Origin of the sequence: Rathayibacter sp. AY2B7, assembly GCF_002931635.1 — a bacterium.
Lineage (GTDB): Bacteria > Actinomycetota > Actinomycetes > Actinomycetales > Microbacteriaceae > Rathayibacter.
This window is the reverse complement of record NZ_PSUC01000014.1, coordinates 24901-42705: the sequence shown is the minus strand read 5'-3', so window position 1 is coordinate 42705 and position 17805 is coordinate 24901. Positions and strand designations below refer to the sequence as shown.

The following is a 17805-nucleotide window of genomic DNA, read 5'->3' as shown; positions in this document are numbered from 1 at the left end:
ACCACCGGGTCGCAGCCGCCGAGCCGCTCGACCAGCTCGCGCTGGGCGGGATCGGTGGTGGTCAGCTGCATCGCGATCGCGCGGGCGACCGCGGTGACCTTGATCGAGTGCGTGAGCCGGTTGTGCACGACCTGGCCGACGCCGGAGGGCGAGATGACCTGGGTCACCGCGGAGAGTCGGGCGAAGTACGGCGAGAAGCGGATCCGCTCCAGGTCGACGCGGTACTCGGGGTACTCCTCGCCGGTGGCGAACCGGTCGACCGGCTCGGGGATGCGCCGGTCGCGGCGGTGGTCGTGCGGGGCCGTCGTCTCGGGGAGTGCCGGCTCGCTCATGGCTTCACCCTAATCAGGGGCGCGGGGGCGGAGGGACCGCGCCGCTCCGGCGGTCGGCGTCGCTCCTCCGGTCGGCGTCGCTCCTGCGGCGAGACACCGCGTCCGCCGGCGAGGCACCGCGGGGACGGCGGCGCCTCGGGGAGCGCACGAACACCTCGGCGGTCCGGTGGGCGAGGCCGGCGCCTCGGCGGACGCCGGGACGCCCCGCGGGAGCCCCGCTGACGAGGCGAGCGGGAGACGCCGGGCGCGGCCTCCCGTCAGGCGGACTGCTCGCGCGGAGCGACAGCGAGGTGCACGGCCGCGGCGACGACCGCGCCGAGGACGTAGGCCGCGATGTCGAGCCAGGAGAAGGTGGTGCCGACGACGAGGCGGAGCGGCGCCCACAGCTCGACCAGGCGCCCCGCGACTCCGATCGCCTGCAGCTGCTCCATCGCGATCGACCAGGCCAGCGCGATCCCGGCAGCCGTCACGCCCGGGATGCGCGGCAGGAGCACCGCGATCAGCAGCGCCACCAGGACGACGTAGGCCACTCCGCCGGCGAGGTCGGCGAGCAGCCCCGTGAGCACGAACCGCAGCGCCAGGCCCAGGCCGAGCACGGCGACGGCCGCGAGGGCGAAGCGGAACCGCGCCCTCACCGGGCACGCTCCTCGAGGGCGCGCTGGAGGCGGTCGAGAGCGAGGAGGAACGTGCGGTCGTCGGCCACGCGCCAGCCGAGGGCGGCCGGGGCGGCGACGACCAGGGGCACGAGGACGGTGCGCGGGCGCCGCCTCGCCGCACGCAGGACGGCGGAGGCGGGCGGCGGGGCGAGGACCGCCAGGACCAGTGCGCGGACCCGGTGGGCACCCGAGGGCGAGGTGCCGACGCCCACCGAGACGATCCGATCCCACTCGGCGATGCGCAGGGCGTCTGCGCGCTCGGCGGCGAGTTCGAGTCCGTCGCGGCCGACGGCCAGCACCGCGGCGGCGGCGGCCGGAGCGGCGGAGGCGGGTGCCGCGATCCGGCGCAGCGCCCGGGCGAGCTCGGGAGTGCGCAGGACGGCGAACCCCTCGGTGACGGCGGCGAGCGCCGCCAGCCGGCGCTGCCGCTCCGGGGCGGCCTGACGGACCCGGGCCCGGACGGCGGCCGGGGCGGGCAGGGGCGCGGCGAGCAGCGCGGTCGGCTCGAACCGCGTGCGCGGGGGCAGCGGGACCGCCGGCGGCGTGCGCGGCGGGGGCTCGCCCCAGTGCGGCGTCGATGCGGGATCCATGCGCCCCTCCCTCCTCGCGCGGCTCCGAGCCGCCCCTGAGATCATCCCTCCTCCGCCCTCCCGCCTTGCCGAGAGGGCTCGGCGGGCTTACCATGGAGTACCCCCCGGGGGTATGCCGTGACCGGCGTGCCGACCGGACGCCCACCGGGCCGATCGACCGGATCGGACCGGACGCACCACACAGGAGGACCCATGAGCACCAGGATCGACCTCGGCCTGACCGCGAGCGGATCGACGGGAGGGTGCGGCTGCGGCGGAGGCGGCGCCTGCGCGTGCGGCGGCCACGGCTCTGGCCGCTCCGATGGCGGCCACCCGGCGCAGGGTTCCCTGTCGGCCGCGTCCGTGCAGAGCTTCGGCGTCGCGGGCATGACCTGCGAGCACTGCGTCCGCAGCGTCACCGAGGAGCTCGCCGCCTACCCCGAGGTCTCGGCGGTCGACGTGTCCCTCGCCCCCGACGGGGTCTCGACCGTCACGGTCGGCTCCTCCCGGCCGCTCGGCCGCGAGGAGATCGCCGCCGCCGTCGCCGACGCGGGCTACCGCCTCGCTCCCCTGAGCTGACGTGACCGAGACCACCGGCACCCCGCTCGAGCTCGCCATCGGAGGGATGACCTGCGCCTCCTGCGTCGCGCGGGTCGAGAAGCGCCTCGACGCGCTCCCCGGCGTCCACGCGACCGTCAACCTCGCCCTCGAGCGCGCGACGCTGACCCTCCCGCCCGGCACGACTCCGGCCGACGCGATCGCCGCCGTCGAGGCCGCGGGCTACAGCGCGACGGTCCCCTCCACCGGCGAGGCGGCTCCCACGGAGGAGCAGGAGGAGCAGAGCGACGACGACCGCGAGCGGCGCGCCCTGCGCACCCGGCTCCGCGTCTCCGCGCTGCTCGCCGTGCCGGTGGTCCTGCTCTCGATGATCCCGCCGCTGCAGTTCGCGAACTGGCAGTGGCTGTGCCTCGCCCTCGCCTCACCGGTCGCGGTCTGGGGCGCGCTCCCCTTCCACCGCAACGCCTGGCGGGCGCTGCGGCACGGCTCCACCACCATGGACACCCTGATCAGCCTCGGTGTCAGCGCCTCCTTCGCCTGGTCGGTCTGGGCTCTGTTCCTCGGCGACGCGGGGCGGCCCGGCATGAGCATGCCGTTCGAGCTGCTGGGCAGCCGCTCCGGCCACGACGAGATCTACCTCGAGGTCGCCGCCGCCGTCCCCGTCCTCGTGCTGGCCGGCCGCTACCTGGAGGCGCGGTCGAAGCGCGACGCCGGTGCGGCGCTCCGGGCGCTCCTCCGCCTCGGCGCGAAGGACGCCGTGCGCGTCGCCGCCGACGGACAGGAGGAGCGCGTGCCCGCGTCCTCGCTCGCCGTCGGCGACGTCCTCCGCGTGCGCCCCGGCGAGACCGTCGCCGCCGACGGCACCGTGCTCGAGGGCTCGAGCGCGATCGACGCGAGCATGCTCACCGGCGAGAGCGTGCCGGTCGAGGTCGGCCCCGGCTCGACCGTGACCGGCGGAGTGCTCAACGCGCACGGCCTGCTCACCGTCCGCGTCGACCGCGTCGGCTCCGAGACCACGCTCGCGCGGATGGGCCGCCTCGTCTCGGACGCGCAGGCCGGCAAGGCGCGCGTCCAGCGGCTCGCCGACCGCGTCTCCTCCGTCTTCGTGCCGGTCGTGGTGGTGCTCGCCCTGGCCACCCTCGCCGGCTGGCTGATCGCCGGCGCCGACCTCGCCGCCGCCGTCTCTCCCGCCGTCGCCGTCCTCGTTGTCGCGTGCCCGTGCGCGCTGGGCCTGGCCACCCCGACCGCCGTCCTCGTCGGCACCGGCCGCGGCTCCCAGCTCGGGATCCTCCTCCGCGGGCCGGAGGTGCTCGAGGCCGGGCGCCGCATCGACACGGTCGTGCTCGACAAGACCGGCACGCTGACCACCGGCGCGTTCCAGGTCGTCGAGTCCAGCGACGACGAGAGCCTGCGGATGCTCGCCGCCGTCGAGCGCGGGTCGGAGCATCCGCTCGCCGCGGCGATCGTGGCCGGGGCCGCGCACCTCGAGGTCCCCGAGGCGACCGCATTCCGCTCCAGCACCGGGTTCGGCGTGCGCGCCCGGGTCGAGGGCCGCCTGGTCGTCGCCGGCCGGCTGCGCTGGCTGGAGGAGCAGTGGGGCTTCGCGCCGGGCGGTCTCACCGAGCGCGCCGAGCGAGCGACCGCCGAGGGCGGCACCGTCGTCGGCGTCGGCTGGGAGGGGGCGCTGCGCGGCTTCGCGGTCCTCCGCGACGAGCCGAGGCCGGAGGCGTCCCGCACCGTCCGCGCCCTGCGCGAGCGGGGCCTGCGGGTGATGGTGCTGACCGGCGACAACCCGCGGGCGGCGCAGGCCGTCGCCTCGGCCGTCGGCATCGACGAGGTCGTCGCCGAGGTGCTGCCGGAGGAGAAGCTCGCCGTGATCGAGCGCCTCCGTGCGGAGGGCCGCCACGTCGCCTTCGTCGGCGACGGTGTGAACGACGCCGCCGCGCTGGCCGCCGCGGACGTGGGGATCGCGATGGGCGCCGGATCGGACGCGGCGATCGAGGCGAGCGACATCACGCTCGTCGGCGACGACCTCGGCCGGGTGCCCGACGCCCTGCGCCTCGGGCGCCGCACCCTCGCGGTCATCCGGGGCAACCTCTTCTGGGCCTTCGCCTACAACGTGGCCGCGATCCCGCTCGCGATGGCCGGACTCCTGGGGCCGCTCGTGGCCGGCGCCGCGATGGCGTTCTCGAGCGTCTTCGTCGTGCTGAACAGCCTGCGGCTGCGGTCGTTCCGCTGAGTCCCGGCGGGCCGTCCGGAGTTCCCTCGCCGAGCTCTTGACGGCCCGCCCGCAGGTGGCGAGGGTGAGCGCATGAGCCTCTTCATCACCTGCCCGGTCGACGACGTCGAGCGCGCCACCGCCTTCTACACCGCGCTCGGCTGGACCCTGAACGCCGAGATGTCCCGCGAGGACGTCTCCTGCTTCGCGATCGGTCCCGACACGTCCGTCATGCTGGCGAGCCGCGCGATGTACGAGAGCGTCGGCGCCACCGAGGAGCTGATCGGCGCCCCCGGCACCCCCTCGAAGGTGACCGTCTCGTTCGACCTCGACAGCCGCGCGGCCGTCGACGAGCTCGTCGAGCGGGCCGCTGCCGCGGGAGGCCGGATCGGCGGCACCGACGACTACTCCTTCATGTACCAGCGCCAGTTCGACGACCTCGACGGCTACCACTACTCCCCGTTCTGGATGAAGCCGGGCGGCGACGCGGCGGAGTGACGGGGCCGCGCGGACTCAGTCCGCGTGCCGCAGGCGGTGCCGCCGGACCGCGGCCCGGTTCGCGCAGCGGACGGAGCAGTATTGCTGCCGGCCGTTCCGCGTCACGTCGACGACGACATTCCTGCAGTGGTCGCCCGGCGACCGACCGGCCTCGCACCGCAGGAGGCGGCTCATCCCCCGGGTCGTCAGGTGCAGCGCCGTGCCGACCGCGATGACGGCGTGGAGGACGTGAGCCAGGGACTGGTCCTGGTCGCGGTAGTGCAGGTGCCAGCCCTCGTCGTCGTGATCGGTCAGGCGCGGGTACGCGGCGATCGCGGCCATCTGGCGGTTCAGCGACGTCGCCCGGTCGCTCGGAGTCGGCGCGTCGACCACTTCCAGCCACTCGTCGATCACGTCGCGCGTCCGGGCGTGGTCGTCCGGGCCGGACTCGAAGGCCATCGTCATGCCGAACTCGCGCGTGCGCGCCTCGATGCCCGCGCGGTCGGACGGCCAGTCGTTCGCGAGGGAGGCGGCGAGCAGGACCGCGTACTCGCCGTAAGGGTTGAGCTGCATAAGACCATGACAGCACAGTGACTCCTATGCGCACCTCCACTCCCTCCCCGCACCCCTCCGAGCCGCTCGCCCCCGCCGTCGATCCGCACGAGCACGGCTGGACGACCGAGTCGGCCCACCGGACCAGCGAGGGCGTCGTCGTGTACGTCCGCTGCGTCGGCTGCGGGACGCGGCGCGTGGACGTGCGGACCGGGCACCAGGATCCCCCTGCCGCTCTCAGCCGCGTCCTGCCCGCCTCCGACGACCGCTCCCGCCGTGGAGCAGAGGGAGGATGAGGGCATGATCGCCGACCTGACCCTCCCCTGCGACGCCGGCCCCGGGGAGAGGAGCCTCCTCCTCCGCCGCGCGGTGCTCGACGACCTCCCCGCGCTCGTCCGGCTCCTCTCCGACGACCCGATCAGCGCCGGGCGCGGAGACGTCGCCGCCGACGAGGACGAGGCCGCCTACGAGGCCGCCTTCCGGAGCATCGCGCAGGACCCGGGCAACGATCTCGTGGTCGCGGTGGACGGCGCCGGAGCCGTGGTCGGGACGCTGCAGCTGACCGTGATCCCCGGGATGGCGCGCCGCGGCAGCTCCCGCCTGCTCGTCGAAGCGGTCCGGGTGGCGAGCGCCGAGCGGTCGGCGGGGATCGGCACGGCCCTGATGCGCTGGGTGCTGGACGTCGCTGCGATCGAGCTCCGCACGCCGCTCGTCCAGCTGACCTCGGACGCCGCCCGCACCGACGCCCACCGCTTCTACCTGCGCCTGGGCTTCGTCGACTCGCACGTGGGCTTCAAGCTCCGCGTCGAGCTGCCGGGCTCGTAGCGGCGGCGCGGGCAGCCCGTCCGGACGTCTGATCGGCGTGTCCCGCGAGCACGGCCGGCCCAGGAGGGGACGATCCGAGCGGAGGCCCGGACGGCACCGCTCGCCTCTCCCCGGCCGACGTGATTGGCTGGCCCGATGAGAACCGAGACCCGCCAGGGCGTCCCCCTCCTGCTCGTCGACGACGACGGAGGCGCGCTCTCGACCCCGGACGACGCGATCGCGCTGATCGGCGAGACCTACGGCGGCGACGTCGAGACGATCGTGGTGCCCGTCGTGCGGCTGGACCCCGAGTTCCTCCGCCTGCGCTCCGGGATCGCCGGGGAGTTCGTGCAGAAGTTCGTCTCGTACGGCAAGCGGTTGGTGATCCTCGGCGACGTCAGCGGACCGGTGGCGGAGTCGAGCGCGCTGCAGGCCTTCGTCGTCGAGTCGAACCGCGGCGACCACCTCTGGTTCGCCGCCGACCTCGAGGCGCTCGACGCCCGCCTCCGCAGTTCCGGCACTGCGACCGAGCCCGGCGCCGACGGCGGAGTGGAGCCGACGCCCGGCCCCGCCCGCTGATGCCCCTGCTCCAGCCCGGGCGCGACGGCGCTCCGCCCGAGGTCGACGGCCCGGTCCGCCTCCTCCTGCTCGCCGACACGCACCTCCCGAAGCGGGCGAAGGCCCTCCCGGACGAGGTGTGGCGCGCGGTCGACGAGGCCGACCTGGTCGTGCATGCGGGCGACTGGGTCGACGAGGCGACACTGGACGCGCTGGAGGAGCGGGCGGCGCTCCTGCTGGCCGTGTGGGGCAACAACGATCCGGAGCCGCTGCGCGCTCGCCTGCCCGAGGTCGCGCGCGCCCGCGTCGCCGGCCTCGACGTCCGCGTGGTGCACGAGACCGGAGCGGCGACCGGCCGCGAGACCCGCGCCGACGCCGCCCATCCGGGTGCCGACGTGCTCGTCTTCGGGCACAGCCACATCCCCTGGGACACCGTCTCCCCGGCGGGTCTCCGCCTGCTCAATCCGGGCTCCCCGACGGATCGGAGGCGCCAGCCGGCCTGCACCTTCCTGACGGCCGTCGCCGACGACGGAGCGCTCCGCGACGTGCACCTGACCGCGCTGCCGCTCCGGGCACGAACCATTCCCGGCGGCGGCGCAAGGGGGTCACAGAGCATTTAGGTCGGCCTAAGCTCACCTGGATGAGCAGCTCACACGACCACCCCGACTCCGCGTACCTGCGCCCGGAGGGTCTCGACGACGCCACCGTGGCGGCGCTCGGGAAGCTCTCGGAGGCGCTCGAGACGGTCGAGCACGCCCGCGGTCTGCTCTACGGCTTCCACCGGCTCACCGGCGCGGCCGACCTCGCTCTAGGCGAGGCCGTCGACGCGCTGCGCGAGGCCGGCCACGCCGCGACCGCCGAGCGGATCGAGGCCGAGCTCGTCGGCCGCAACGTCATCGAGGGGCGCTGGACCTTCCAGATCGTCGAGGACTACGACGACACCTACTACGCCGCGTTCCGAAAGCAGGAGCGCGCCGCGCGCGACGAGCTCGCCGGCGGACGCCGCCACCTGTTCGAGTCCGAGATGAAGGAGGACCGCCGCTCCGGCGGCCGCCGCCACCACGAGTCGCGCCCGGAGGCGGGCTCGTGAACGCCGTCATCCGGATGCACGCCTCGTCGCTGCGGGTCAAGGCGGTCACGCCCGGCCGCGGCGGACGCGGCACGCCTCCCGAGCCCGAGGCGACGATGCGGCGCACCACGCTCAGCATCGACGGCCGCCGCTTCCTCCTCGCCGTCTCCCTCGACACCGAGGAGCTCGAGAAGCGCCTGGTCGAGGCCGTGCGCAACCGCGGCGACATGGTGAGCTTCACGGTCGCCGGCGAGCGCGAGGTCTGCGTGCTGGTCTCCCCGGGCGTCGCGGTCATCCTCGAGCACGAGGACGTCCCGGTCGAGGATCCGGACGCCGAGGACGCGCCGATCCTGTACGACGACGTCGAGTACCTGACCTGATCCGTCGGCGGCCGGTCCCGGCCGCCGGTCCGGGCGCGGCTCTCGACTCGGGTCGTCCACCCGCTCAGACCGCTCCGGTGCTCGCCCACAGGTGGAACGCCGCGTGCGCCCGGTGCGGCCGCCACGCCTGCGACGCCGCCTCCGCCTCCGCCGTGCTCACCCGGCCGAGCGCCTTCCGCAGCACCAGGTCGCCGGCGGGGAACGCGTCCGGATCGCCGAGGAACCGGAGCGCGAGGTAGTCGGCCGTCCACGGCCCGATGCCCGGGATCGCGAGGAGCGCGCGCCGCTGCTCCGGCAGATCGCCCGCGCGGTCGAGCACGGGTCCGGCGACGAAGGCCTCGGCGACGGCTCGGACCGTCCGCGCCCGGGCGTTGGTGATCCCGATGGCCGAGCGCAGCGCCTCGAACTCCGGTGCGAGCAGGGCGGCGGGTTCGGGGAACGCCAGCAGACCGCGCTCCCCCGGGGCGCCGAAGGCCGCGGCGGTGCGTCCGCCGAAGGTCCGGGCCGCGGCGACGGACACCTGCTGGCCGAGGACCGCCATCACCGCCGCCTCGAACGCCTCCGGGTACTGCGTCGCGCGCAGCCCCGGCCGGGCCGCGACGGAGCGGGCGAGCAGCGGGTCCCGCGAGAGCTCGGCGCCGATCGCCACCACGTCGGAGTCGAGGTCGAACCAGGCTCGGAAGACCGCGGCCGCCGGCGTCAGCACGTCCGGCTCCGCATCCACCCGCAGCCCGGTCTCCGTCACCTCGAGCGCGATCGGCCGCGGCGCCCCGTCGAGGGTGAGCAGGCGCTCCAGGCGCCGGCCGTCGGCCGAGACCCGCTCCACTCCGGGGAGTGCGTGGTTGCGGAGGAGGCTCGCGGCGCCGGCGGAGTCGAAGGGCCCGAGGGCCGGCAGGTCGAGGGAGGACGTCTCGTTCAGGGGAGCAGGACCGTCTTGCCGCGCGCGCGGCCCGACTCGACGAGGGCGAGCGCGGCGGCCGCCTCGGTCAGCGGGAAGGAGGGCGCGAGCACGACCTCGAGCTCCCCACGACCGGCGCGGTCGAGCAGGCCCGGCCGGGCGGCGTCGCGGAGCGCGGTGCCGGGATCGGCTCCCGGTCCGCCGCCGAGCAGCAGGATGCCGCCGAGGCGGGCGGCGTGCTCGAAGCCGGCGACGGTGGCGATGCGCGAGCGGTCGGCGACCAGAGCCACCGAGGCGTCCAGCGCCTCGTCGGTGCCCGCCGTGTCCAGCGCGACGTCGACGCCGCCGGGGGCCAGGACGCGCACGCGCTCCTCCAGCCCGGCGCCGTAGCGGACCGGCTCCGCGCCGAAGCGGCGGACGACCTCCTCGCCGCGCTCGCTCGTGGTGCCCAGCACCCGTGCTCCGCGGGCGACCGCGAGCTGCACAGCGAGCGAGCCGACGGCTCCGCTCGCCCCGTGCACCAGGACGGTGTCCCCGGAGGAGACGCGGGTGGCCTCGACGAGGTGCTCGGCGGTCGTCCCGGCCAGCAGCAGGCCCGCGGCCGCCTCCCAGCCGAGTCCGGCGGGCTTGGGCAGGACCGCGCTCGCGGGCGCGACCAGCTCGGCGGAGTAGCCGCCGGAGACCCGGAACGCCACGACCTCGTCGCCCACGCGGATCGGTCCGAGCGGCCCCTCGGCCCCCTCGCCGACCGCGGTCACGACTCCGGAGACCTCGCTGCCCGGCCGGACCGGCACCCGTCCGCGCCCGAACATCCCGCGCAGGAGCTTCGCGTCGGCCGGGTTCACGCCCGCTGCGCGCACCGCGATCCGCACCCTGCCGGGCGCCGGCTCCCCCGGATCGACCTCGACGACGCGCAGCGCCTCCGGCCCGTCGAATCCCTCGGCCTGCATCGCGACGACCATGCGTCCGCCTCCCGTCCCCGGGCGCCCGTGCACCCGAGCGCGACGCTAGCAGCAGCGTCCGGCCCCCGGACCCCCTGCGGAGAGCGCGGCCGCCGACCGAGAACGCCCGTTCTGGTACCGCCTACCATGGAGGGATGTCCCCGATCCTCGACGAGCGCCCTCCCCGCGAGGCGATCCTCGCGGCCGCCGACCGGCTCTACTACGAGCGCGGCATCCAGTCCGTCGGGATGGACGAGCTCCGCACGGCCGCGGGCGTCTCGCTGAAGCGCCTCTACTCGGAGTTCCCGAGCAAGGAGTCGGTCGTGGTCGCCGTCCTGCACGGCCGGCACGAGCAGTGGACCCTCGGCGTGACCACCCGGGTCGCCGCGGCGGACGGACCTCGCGGCAAGCTGCTCGCGATCTACGACTTCCTCTTCGACTGGTTCTCCGAGGACTCGTTCCGCGGCTGCGGCTTCATCAACGCCTTCGGGGAGCTCGGCTCGTCGAACCCGATGGTCGCCGAGATGGCGCGCGACCACAAGGAGACGTTCCAGCGCTTCCTCGCGACCCTCGCTGAGGAGGCGGGAGGCGGCGCCGAGCTCGCCGCGCAGCTCGCGATCCTCGCTGAGGGCGCCCAGACCACCGCGGCCATCGCCGGAACCCCGGAGGCCGCCCTGCACGCGCGTCGCGCCGCCGAGATCCTCATCGACGCGGAGACGCGCCCCGTCTGAGGCGCGCCGCGCGCGGGATCAGGCCTCGCCGCCCCCGGGCGGGCCGACCACCAGCAGCGCCGCGAAGACCACGGCGACCAGAGCCAGGACCAGCGCCCCGGCGAGCACGGGCCGCGCGAGCGCCCAGCGGAGGAGCCGGCTCGTCACGCGCCGGTCGCGCGGGTCGTCCGTCGCATGCGTCCGCCAGGGCCCCTCCAGCAGGCCGCGGCGCTCGAAGCCGCGCTCCAGCGGGACCGTCGCGTAGGGCACGACCGCGCTGACGACGGCGAGCGCCGTCGCGCCCGCCGACCACCGCTGGTTCACCGCGAGCACCAGGGCCGCGGCTCCGTAGGCGAGGAACGCGAACCCGTGGATCGGTCCGGCGACGCTCACCGGCCAGTCGCCGGCACCGGCCGCGTACTTCAGCAGCATCCCGACGATCAGGAGAGTCCAGGTCACCGCCTCGACGATCGACAGCAGGCGGAAGAGGCGGCGCGGGCTCATGGGATCGGCTCCGTTCGGTCCGCGGCGACGCGGCTCGGGGTCGGTCGAGGGTCGCCCGGAGCCTACGGGAGCACGCTCGCGAGGAACCTGAGCGGACGGGGACCGCTCGGGGCGCTCAGCCCAGCCAGCCGGTGAGCGAGAGGGCCGTCACCGCGCCGACCAGGCCCGCGGCGACCAGGGCGACCGTGCCCGTGACTCCGCTGCGGGAGGGGGCTGCCGCGGGGCCGCCGGCCAGGCGCGCCCAGAGCCGACGTGCCACCTCCTCGGCGGAGGGACGGTCGGCGGGGTCGAGAGCGGTCATCTCGGTCAGCAGCTCGCGCCACTCCGCCGGGACCGACTCCGGGACGACGGGCGCGTGGTGGAGGCGCTGGATCGAGATCTCGAGCGTCGTGCCGGTGTAGGCCCTGCGGCCCGAGACTGCCTCGAGGAGGACCAGCCCGAGCGAGTAGACGTCGGACGCCGGTCCGACCGGGCCGGAGCCGAGGCTCTCGGGGCTGAGGTACGCGGCGGTGCCCACCAGCACGTCGGAGCGGGTGAGCCGGGCGTCGTCGACCGAGCGGGCGATCCCGAAGTCGCTGAGCTTGGCCTCGTGCGCGGAGAAGCCGGATGCGGTGGCGCGGGAGCGGACGAGGACGTTCTCGGGCTTCACGTCGCGGTGGAGGACGCCCTGCGCGTGCAGGTGCGCGAGAGCATCGGCCACCTGGGCGCCGACCTCCGCGATGAGCCGCTCATCGCCGGAGACGAACCAGTCGGCCGCCGGATCGCTGCGGTCGAAGTACTCGAGGACGAGGAACGCGAGGTCGCCCTCCTCGCCGGGGATCTCGCCCTGGTCGAGGACGTCCACCACCGAGGCGTGACGCGAGTCGATCAGGAAGCGGATCTCGCGCTCGCGACGCGCCCGCTCGTTCGGGGTGTCCGGGACGTCGCGGTGGACCTTGACCGCGACCTGGCGGGCGAGGCGGAGGTCGCGGGCCCGGTAGACGACGGCGCTGCCGCCCTCCCCCACCCGCTCGAGCACGAGGTAGCGACCGGCCAGGGTGGAGCCGACCAGCGGATCCACGACGTCGGCGGGGAGCGGCTGCAGGCGGTCGAGTTCGTCCAGCACGGGCAGCTCCCTTCTCGAATGAGTCACTAGCTCGTCTAACTAGTAGTCCCTTCGTAGTGGTCGCCGCCCTTTCGGGCAAGCACCTCGGGGGAGGTTGGCTTGACTAGATCTTCTTGCTACAAGACTGTCTAGACTGTTCGGCATGGATGAGGTCACGCCGAAGCGACCCGGGGCCTTCTGGTTCTCGGGTGAGGCGACCGAGCCCGGAGCGGTGGAGGTCCTCGCCGCGATGCGCGCCTTCCGCACGGCGGAGGCCGCGATGCGCCGCCGGACCCGCGGATCGATGGGCATGGGCGAGAACGACCTGCTGGCCGTGCAGTTCCTCATGCGCCGCCAGCAGAAGGGCGTGCACGTCAGCCCGAAGGACCTGGCCTCCTACCTCGGCATCTCCTCCGCCTCCACGACCGTGCTCATCGACCGGCTGGTCAAGAGCGGGCACGTGGTCCGGGAGCCGCACCCGAGCGACCGCCGCGCCATCCGCATCGTCGCCACCCCCACCTCCCACCGCGAGGTGCGCGAGACGCTCGACGAGATGCACCGCCGCATGCTCGAGGCGGCCGAGACGCTCAACTCCTCCGAGGCCGGGACCGTCATCCGCTTCCTGCAGACGATGCGCGACATCGTCGAGCGCCCGGCCGACTACGAGGCCGTCGACGCGGCCCAGGAGCTCGCGGGCGAGCCGATCGGCGAGTACGCCGACGGCGTGCTGGAGCAGCGCCGCGCCTGACCGGCGTCCCCACCGCCGCGACCGCTCGTCCCCGGGAGTTCACTCCGAGGGCCTTCTGCCGCGCCCCGGATCCATCGGAGAATCGACTGGTCCGGCGGCGATGGACAGAAAACGCACTCCGTGACGTAAGTAGCTAGCTCAACTAGTAGGAAGTCTTTCTAGCGATATAGAGTGACGGATGTCAGCCACTCGCACGTCAGATCGGAGCACACCATGGGCAACATCCTGTACGGCACTCCCCCCGCCGCCATCGAGGTCGAGGACCGCGCCCTCGCCCACCTCCAGATCGTCATCATCAACAAGTTCCGCCGCGACGAGCGCTTCCTGCTCACCCTCGACGCGAGCCCCCAGGCCGGCACCGGCCGCCGCGGCGTGTGGATGCACCCGACCATCCCGATCCAGTTCGAGTTCAAGGGCAGCCGCCAGCCCACGATCAACCCGGAGTGGGTCGAGGCCCTCATGGAGCGCGCCAACAGCGGCGCCGGCCTCCGCATCGTGCCCGAGCCGACGAGCAACGCCGCCGTCCCGCTGCGCCGCGCCGAGCCCGCCGCCTGACCCTCCGCGCCGGAGCCGCTCCCGATCAGGCTCCACCGCCGCACACCGACACGACCCGCCTTCCCGCCCGGGAGGCGGGTTCCGTCGTCTGCGGGCCTGAGAACCCCGGGAGCGCGCTCGCAAGTGGTTGACATTCCGCGCCACGGTCAGGGTCGCAGTCCTACACTGCTCCTGCGGCACGGGGTCGTTCCGGCGGGCTCGTCCCTGCTGTCGCACGCATGACCGGCCGCCGGCCGCTCGGGCCCCCCTCTCGAGCGACCGGCGGACGGCTGCGCGGCGCACCCGAAGCGCCGTCCGCGAGGTCCGCCGGAACCAGGAGCGGCCAGATGATCCACGGAACGAACAGCCTCACCACCACCGTCGACGAGGTGCGCCCGGGCGACCTCTTCTGCGCCGTCGTCGCCCACGAGACCGAGCAGTGGCGCGTCGTCGCCGTCCTCGGCATCCGCGTCCTCGCCGAGCGGGTCTCCGGAGGAGACCGCCGCAGCTTCACCCTCCGCTTCGTGCGCCACCAGCTCTCGCCGGACGTGCTCATCGCAAGGGGCGCCGCAGCGACGGCCTCTCCGGACTCCCGCCGCTAGAGCGCCGCCGTCGCCACGGCGGGCCGTGCCAGGCGGGCGAAGAGGCGGTCGAACACGACCCGTCGATCGAACTGCAGGGCGTACTCCCGGGCTGCCGCCGCTCGGCGTGCGCGATCGTCGGCGCTGAGCTCGAGGACGGCGTGGTCGAGGAGCGCGGCGATCGTGTCCGGGCTGTCGACCGGGGTCACGAAGGCGTGCTCGCCGATCGCCTCGCCGATGCCGCCGGTCAGCGTGGTGATGATCGGCCCGCCCCCGGCGAGCATCTTCTCGGCCAGCGCGATGCCGAAGGTCTCGACGAACTCGGGCCGCGGCTTGCTCGGGAGCACGAACGCCGCGCAGCCCGCCATCAGGAAGGGCTTCTCCGCGTCGCCGACGTCGTCGAGGAAGCGGATGCGGTGCGCCAGCGGCGACGCCGCCGCGATCCGGCGCAGCTCCGCCTCCTGCGGACCGCGACCCGCGATGACGAGCTCGTGGCGCTCGTGGACGGCACTGCGCTCGTAGCCGGTGATGAGGTCCTCCACGCCCTTCGCCTCGGTCAGGCGCGAGAGGAAGAGGACGTAGCCGTCGGTCCGGAGCCCGCGGGCCCGCACGACCTCCTCGACGACGCCGGGGTCGAGGTCGAGGTAGGCGTCCGCGTCGATCGCCGGGTAGGACACGGCGATGCGCTCCCGGCACTGCGGAGCGAAGCGCGTCCCGTGCGCGGCGTCGACGCGCTCCGCCTCCTCGATGATCAGGTCGCGCGTGTACTCCGACACCGCGACGCAGTGGTCCTGCGAGAGGTAAGAGGAGAGGATGTGGGCGGCGGCGCCCAGCCGGCCCTCCTCCACCGCCCGGCGGACCACGTTGGTGACGTCGGAGCCGACGGCCTCGGCGATCGTGGTGACCTCGACGGGGAGTCCGGTGCTCCAGGCGGCGCGGAGGGCGTCGGCCACGACGAGCGTGTGCGGGCTCAGGTAGAGCGAGAGGCAGACGGTCGGGACGCCGTCGGTGAACAGCTCGATCAGGCGTCCGGTCATCCCGGCCAGCCAGCGGCCGTCCGGGACCTTGTAGTCGCCCACGGGTCCCGGCCGCTCCACGACGATGCCGTCGCTGTAGGGCAGCACGGCGTCGAGCGGCTTGAGCGGGAGGCCCGCGGCCTCGAGCCGGTCGATCGGCCAGGTGACGATCCGGACCTCGTCGAATCCGCGCTCCCGGGCGGTCTCGGCGAGATTGCGCGCTTCGACGGAGTGCCCGCAGATCACCGGATCGGCGCGGACGACGATGACGAGTCTGTTCTGCACGGTGTTCGCGTGCGTGCTCTGGTCCATGGGTCTCCTTCAGGGGTCGTCGGTCGGGTGCGGCGGCGGAGGCCGAACGCGCGGGGTCGGTGGTGGCGGGGGTGACGGCGAGCGGGGCTCAGTGCCGGCGAGACGGCCACGAGGGCGGCCGGTGCTCCGGCAGGGTCCCCCAGTCGGAGGGCTCCGGACCGAGGTGCAGGAGCAGCTCACCGCCGCGATGGAGGGCGGCCGCGGTCAGGACGCTCGTCAGGAGGGGCGCGCCGTCGAACTCGGCCGACTGCACGTACTGGACCGGACCACCCGGCTCGGGCTCGACGAAGCCGGTGGTCCGGATCTCGAGGTCGGCCCCTCCGATCGCCACCGACGCGCGCGCGAAGCTCGGCGCGTTGACCAGCACCAGGCCCTGCCCGGCGACGGGGAACAGCCCGAGGCTCGCCCACACGCACCAGGAGCTGAGGCCGCCGGAGTCGTCGTTCCCCGGCAGGCCGCCCCGGCCCGCTCCGAACCGCTGGTGCAGCACGCCGTGCACGATCTCGGCGGTCCGGTCGGGCCGTCCCGCGTAGTGGTACGCCCACGGCGAGTCCATGTCGGGCTCGTTGTTGAGCCCCTCGAAGCGTCCGAGCTCGGCTCCCGCGAGCATCTCGCTCCGCTCGGGGCGCAACCCGGGCTGGACGACCGGCTCGGCTCCGTAGCCGAAGAACTCGTCCAGCTGGGCGATGAAGCCCTCGTCCCCTCCGCTGAGGGCGATGCGCCCGGCCATGTCGTGCAGCAGGCGGAAGGAGTAGTTGTGGCGGGTGCCCTCGTAGTACGTCGAGTCCTTGAGCAGGCCGGAGCGGAGGTCGAACGCGTTCACCCACTGCGCGGCGCGCTCCTCGAGCTGCTCGGCGAGCTCGAGATCGCCGACGTGGCGGGCCACGACCGCTGTGCACCAGTAGCCGTGCGCCAGGTCGAGCGTGTGGCTGATCGGGTGAGCCTCCCCTGCGGCGAGGAACTCCTCGCCGTACATCCGCTTGAGGTCCTCGCTCATGTGCACGAGAGCGGCGTCCCAGTCGATGCCCGGCAGCCCCAGCCGGCAGAGGTCGGCGAGGAAGGTGTGCGCGAGGGCACTGCCCTGGCGCGAGAACCGGTCGCTGCCCTTGGCCATCCGGTAGCCGATCGGGAAGTTGCCCTCCTCCTCGCAGATGGTGAGGAGCGCAGCCGCGATCTCGACCGCCCGCTCGGGCAGCAGCATCGTGAGCAGCGGGAGCTGAGTGCGGTAGATGTCCCACATCGTGCTGATGTCGAAGACGAAGGGTCCGTCCGTCGGCCAGAACGGGCTCTCGGAGGGAGCGAGGCACGGCTTGATCAGCGAGTGGTAGAGCGCGGTCGAGAAGACCGTCTCGCGCTCGGCGGACGGGGTGTCGACGGCGATCGTGCGCAGGCGCTTCCGCCACGTCTTGCGGGTGCGATCGCGGCGCTGGTCGAACCCGGTCCCCGCAGGAGAGACGTCGCGATGCAGGTTCTCGCGGGCGCGGTCGGTGCCCCGCAGCGAGAAGCCCATCCGGAGCTCGACGGTCTGCCCGGCCGTGCTGGGTCCCGCCCACATCAGCCCGAAGGGGCGCAGCGTGGTGGGACGGATGTGGTCGAAGTCGAGCCGGGTCCCGCCGGGCATCAGCCGGCGGTCGTACCAGAGCATCTGCCGCCACTGCAGGGCGTCGCACTCCAGGTGCACCGCGAGCGGCGCCCCCTCCATCACGACCTCGCCGGCCGCGACTCCGGGCGAGATCGAGTGCAGCTGCGCGCGCAGCGGCACCGTCGCTCCACTCGGGATCGCCAGACCCCCGAGGCTGAGGTCGACCACCACGCGTGCGCTGCGGTGCTCGGGGAAGGTGTAGCGGTGCACTACGGAGGCGGGCCCGACGGTGAGCTCGGCCCGCACGCCGGAGGAGAGGGTGGCCGCGTAGTAGCCGGGCTCCGCCACCTCGTCCTCGAGGGCCCAGCTGCGCCCGAGCTCGTCGAGCGGCTCGAGCATCGGCGTGACCCGCAGGTAGTTGTAGTACTTGCGGATCGCGCCGGTGCCCGACTGCTGGAAGTGGGTGAATCCGCTCGCCTCGAGGCCGTCGTGGAGCGTCGGCGGGACCCCCTCGAGCGCGAGGTCGTAGCGGCCGTAGCCCGTCGGATAGGCGCCGGAGTAGGAGCACGCGGACACCATGCCGAGGGGGTAGGTGGCTCCGGGGTGCGTGTTCCCGATCTGCGGCTTCGGCGACCACCACGTCGCTGCGAGCCCGGTCGGCTCCGGGAGCGCGGTCGCCTCCGTGCCCAGGAACGGGTCCACCCGCTCGATCATCCGCTCGC

Annotated in this window: 22 protein-coding genes and 1 pseudogene; 13 read left to right on the top strand and 10 right to left on the bottom strand. The window is 74.3% G+C overall.

Annotated features, from left to right (window positions below; genetic code table 11):
* The 3 genes and pseudogenes from C5C27_RS18495 to C5C27_RS17925 form a co-directional block, all read right to left on the bottom strand.
* Positions 1-332, bottom strand: a pseudogene (locus tag C5C27_RS18495) (hypothetical protein); the annotation flags it as partial.
* Positions 333-589: 257 nt separating this feature from the next.
* On the bottom strand, positions 590-967 hold the full coding sequence (locus tag C5C27_RS17930) for a DUF2809 domain-containing protein (RefSeq protein WP_181133449.1): 378 nt from the start codon (positions 965-967) through the stop codon (positions 590-592).
* On the bottom strand, positions 964-1578 hold the full coding sequence (locus tag C5C27_RS17925; protein WP_181067801.1) for a hypothetical protein: 615 nt from the start codon (positions 1576-1578) through the stop codon (positions 964-966). Before C5C27_RS17925 ends, C5C27_RS17930 begins: the two co-directional genes overlap by 4 nt.
* Before the next feature lie 192 nt (positions 1579-1770).
* Here C5C27_RS17925 and C5C27_RS18490 point away from each other — a divergent pair, with 192 nt between their 5' ends.
* From C5C27_RS18490 to C5C27_RS04680, 3 genes are all read left to right on the top strand, one after another.
* Positions 1771-2136 (top strand): heavy-metal-associated domain-containing protein, encoded by a 366-nt coding sequence (locus tag C5C27_RS18490; protein ID WP_104237794.1) that lies wholly within the window; start codon positions 1771-1773, stop codon positions 2134-2136.
* A gap of 1 nt (position 2137) precedes the next feature.
* Positions 2138-4354, top strand: a complete 2217-nt coding sequence (locus C5C27_RS04685) for a cation-translocating P-type ATPase (RefSeq protein WP_258066500.1) — start codon at positions 2138-2140, stop codon at positions 4352-4354.
* A 72-nt stretch (positions 4355-4426) separates the two neighbouring features.
* A complete protein-coding gene (locus C5C27_RS04680) occupies positions 4427-4831 on the top strand; it encodes a VOC family protein (protein ID WP_104313748.1) in 405 nt (134 codons plus the stop codon).
* 15 nt (positions 4832-4846) lie between these two features.
* Here C5C27_RS04680 and C5C27_RS04675 read toward each other — a convergent pair whose 3' ends face one another.
* Positions 4847-5383, bottom strand: a complete 537-nt coding sequence (locus C5C27_RS04675; RefSeq protein WP_104313747.1) for a CGNR zinc finger domain-containing protein — start codon at positions 5381-5383, stop codon at positions 4847-4849.
* Between the two features lie 26 nt (positions 5384-5409).
* Between C5C27_RS04675 and C5C27_RS04670 the strand changes: the two genes are divergently transcribed.
* The 6 genes from C5C27_RS04670 to C5C27_RS04645 all read left to right on the top strand — a co-directional run bounded on the left by C5C27_RS04670 (position 5410) and on the right by C5C27_RS04645 (position 8173).
* Entirely contained in the window at positions 5410-5658 is a 249-nt protein-coding gene (locus tag C5C27_RS04670; RefSeq protein ID WP_104233452.1) for a hypothetical protein, read from the top strand.
* A 4-nt stretch (positions 5659-5662) separates the two neighbouring features.
* Positions 5663-6187: a GNAT family N-acetyltransferase gene (locus C5C27_RS04665; RefSeq protein ID WP_104313746.1), complete on the top strand. Its 525-nt coding sequence runs from the start codon at positions 5663-5665 to the stop codon at positions 6185-6187.
* Between the two features lie 135 nt (positions 6188-6322).
* Complete coding sequence (locus C5C27_RS04660; protein ID WP_104237796.1) at positions 6323-6745, top strand: DUF4180 domain-containing protein; 423 nt, start codon at positions 6323-6325, stop codon at positions 6743-6745.
* A complete protein-coding gene (locus C5C27_RS04655) occupies positions 6745-7344 on the top strand; it encodes a metallophosphoesterase (protein WP_104313745.1) in 600 nt (199 codons plus the stop codon). Before C5C27_RS04660 ends, C5C27_RS04655 begins: the two co-directional genes overlap by 1 nt.
* A gap of 20 nt (positions 7345-7364) precedes the next feature.
* Positions 7365-7814: a hypothetical protein gene (locus C5C27_RS04650; RefSeq protein ID WP_104313744.1), complete on the top strand. Its 450-nt coding sequence runs from the start codon at positions 7365-7367 to the stop codon at positions 7812-7814.
* Positions 7811-8173 carry a hypothetical protein gene (locus C5C27_RS04645; RefSeq protein ID WP_104224172.1) on the top strand — a complete coding sequence of 121 codons (363 nt, stop codon included), beginning with the start codon at positions 7811-7813 and terminating at the stop codon, positions 8171-8173. The genes C5C27_RS04650 and C5C27_RS04645 overlap by 4 nt, the downstream gene beginning before the upstream one ends.
* A gap of 64 nt (positions 8174-8237) precedes the next feature.
* Here C5C27_RS04645 and C5C27_RS04640 read toward each other — a convergent pair whose 3' ends face one another.
* Positions 8238-9068 carry a DNA-3-methyladenine glycosylase gene (locus tag C5C27_RS04640; RefSeq protein ID WP_258066501.1) on the bottom strand — a complete coding sequence of 277 codons (831 nt, stop codon included), beginning with the start codon at positions 9066-9068 and terminating at the stop codon, positions 8238-8240.
* A gap of 20 nt (positions 9069-9088) precedes the next feature.
* A complete protein-coding gene (locus C5C27_RS04635; protein ID WP_258066499.1) occupies positions 9089-10033 on the bottom strand; it encodes an NADP-dependent oxidoreductase in 945 nt (314 codons plus the stop codon).
* A gap of 134 nt (positions 10034-10167) precedes the next feature.
* Here C5C27_RS04635 and C5C27_RS04630 point away from each other — a divergent pair, with 134 nt between their 5' ends.
* Positions 10168-10743, top strand: a complete 576-nt coding sequence (locus C5C27_RS04630) for a TetR/AcrR family transcriptional regulator (protein ID WP_104224170.1) — start codon at positions 10168-10170, stop codon at positions 10741-10743.
* 18 nt (positions 10744-10761) lie between these two features.
* Here the strand turns inward: C5C27_RS04630 and C5C27_RS04625 are convergent, their stop codons facing one another.
* Both C5C27_RS04625 and C5C27_RS04620 read right to left on the bottom strand, forming a co-directional pair.
* Entirely contained in the window at positions 10762-11226 is a 465-nt protein-coding gene (locus C5C27_RS04625; RefSeq protein ID WP_104225947.1) for a DUF3817 domain-containing protein, read from the bottom strand.
* Between the two features lie 115 nt (positions 11227-11341).
* Complete coding sequence (locus tag C5C27_RS04620) at positions 11342-12331, bottom strand: serine/threonine-protein kinase (protein ID WP_181133448.1); 990 nt, start codon at positions 12329-12331, stop codon at positions 11342-11344.
* A gap of 142 nt (positions 12332-12473) precedes the next feature.
* Between C5C27_RS04620 and C5C27_RS04615 the strand changes: the two genes are divergently transcribed.
* The 3 genes from C5C27_RS04615 to C5C27_RS04605 all read left to right on the top strand — a co-directional run bounded on the left by C5C27_RS04615 (position 12474) and on the right by C5C27_RS04605 (position 14194).
* Positions 12474-13058, top strand: coding sequence for a MarR family winged helix-turn-helix transcriptional regulator (locus tag C5C27_RS04615; RefSeq protein ID WP_104237800.1), 585 nt, complete (start codon positions 12474-12476; stop codon positions 13056-13058).
* 213 nt (positions 13059-13271) lie between these two features.
* Positions 13272-13613 (top strand): ATP-dependent DNA ligase, encoded by a 342-nt coding sequence (locus C5C27_RS04610; protein ID WP_104224199.1) that lies wholly within the window; start codon positions 13272-13274, stop codon positions 13611-13613.
* 326 nt (positions 13614-13939) lie between these two features.
* Positions 13940-14194 carry a hypothetical protein gene (locus C5C27_RS04605; protein ID WP_104313742.1) on the top strand — a complete coding sequence of 85 codons (255 nt, stop codon included), beginning with the start codon at positions 13940-13942 and terminating at the stop codon, positions 14192-14194.
* Here C5C27_RS04605 and C5C27_RS04600 read toward each other — a convergent pair.
* Complete coding sequence (locus C5C27_RS04600; RefSeq protein WP_104249746.1) at positions 14191-15501, bottom strand: glycosyltransferase; 1311 nt, start codon at positions 15499-15501, stop codon at positions 14191-14193. The genes C5C27_RS04605 and C5C27_RS04600 overlap by 4 nt on opposite strands.
* 88 nt (positions 15502-15589) lie before the next feature.
* Positions 15590-17785: a glycoside hydrolase domain-containing protein gene (locus tag C5C27_RS04595; protein ID WP_258066498.1), complete on the bottom strand. Its 2196-nt coding sequence runs from the start codon at positions 17783-17785 to the stop codon at positions 15590-15592.
* Positions 17786-17805: the final 20 nt, after the last annotated feature.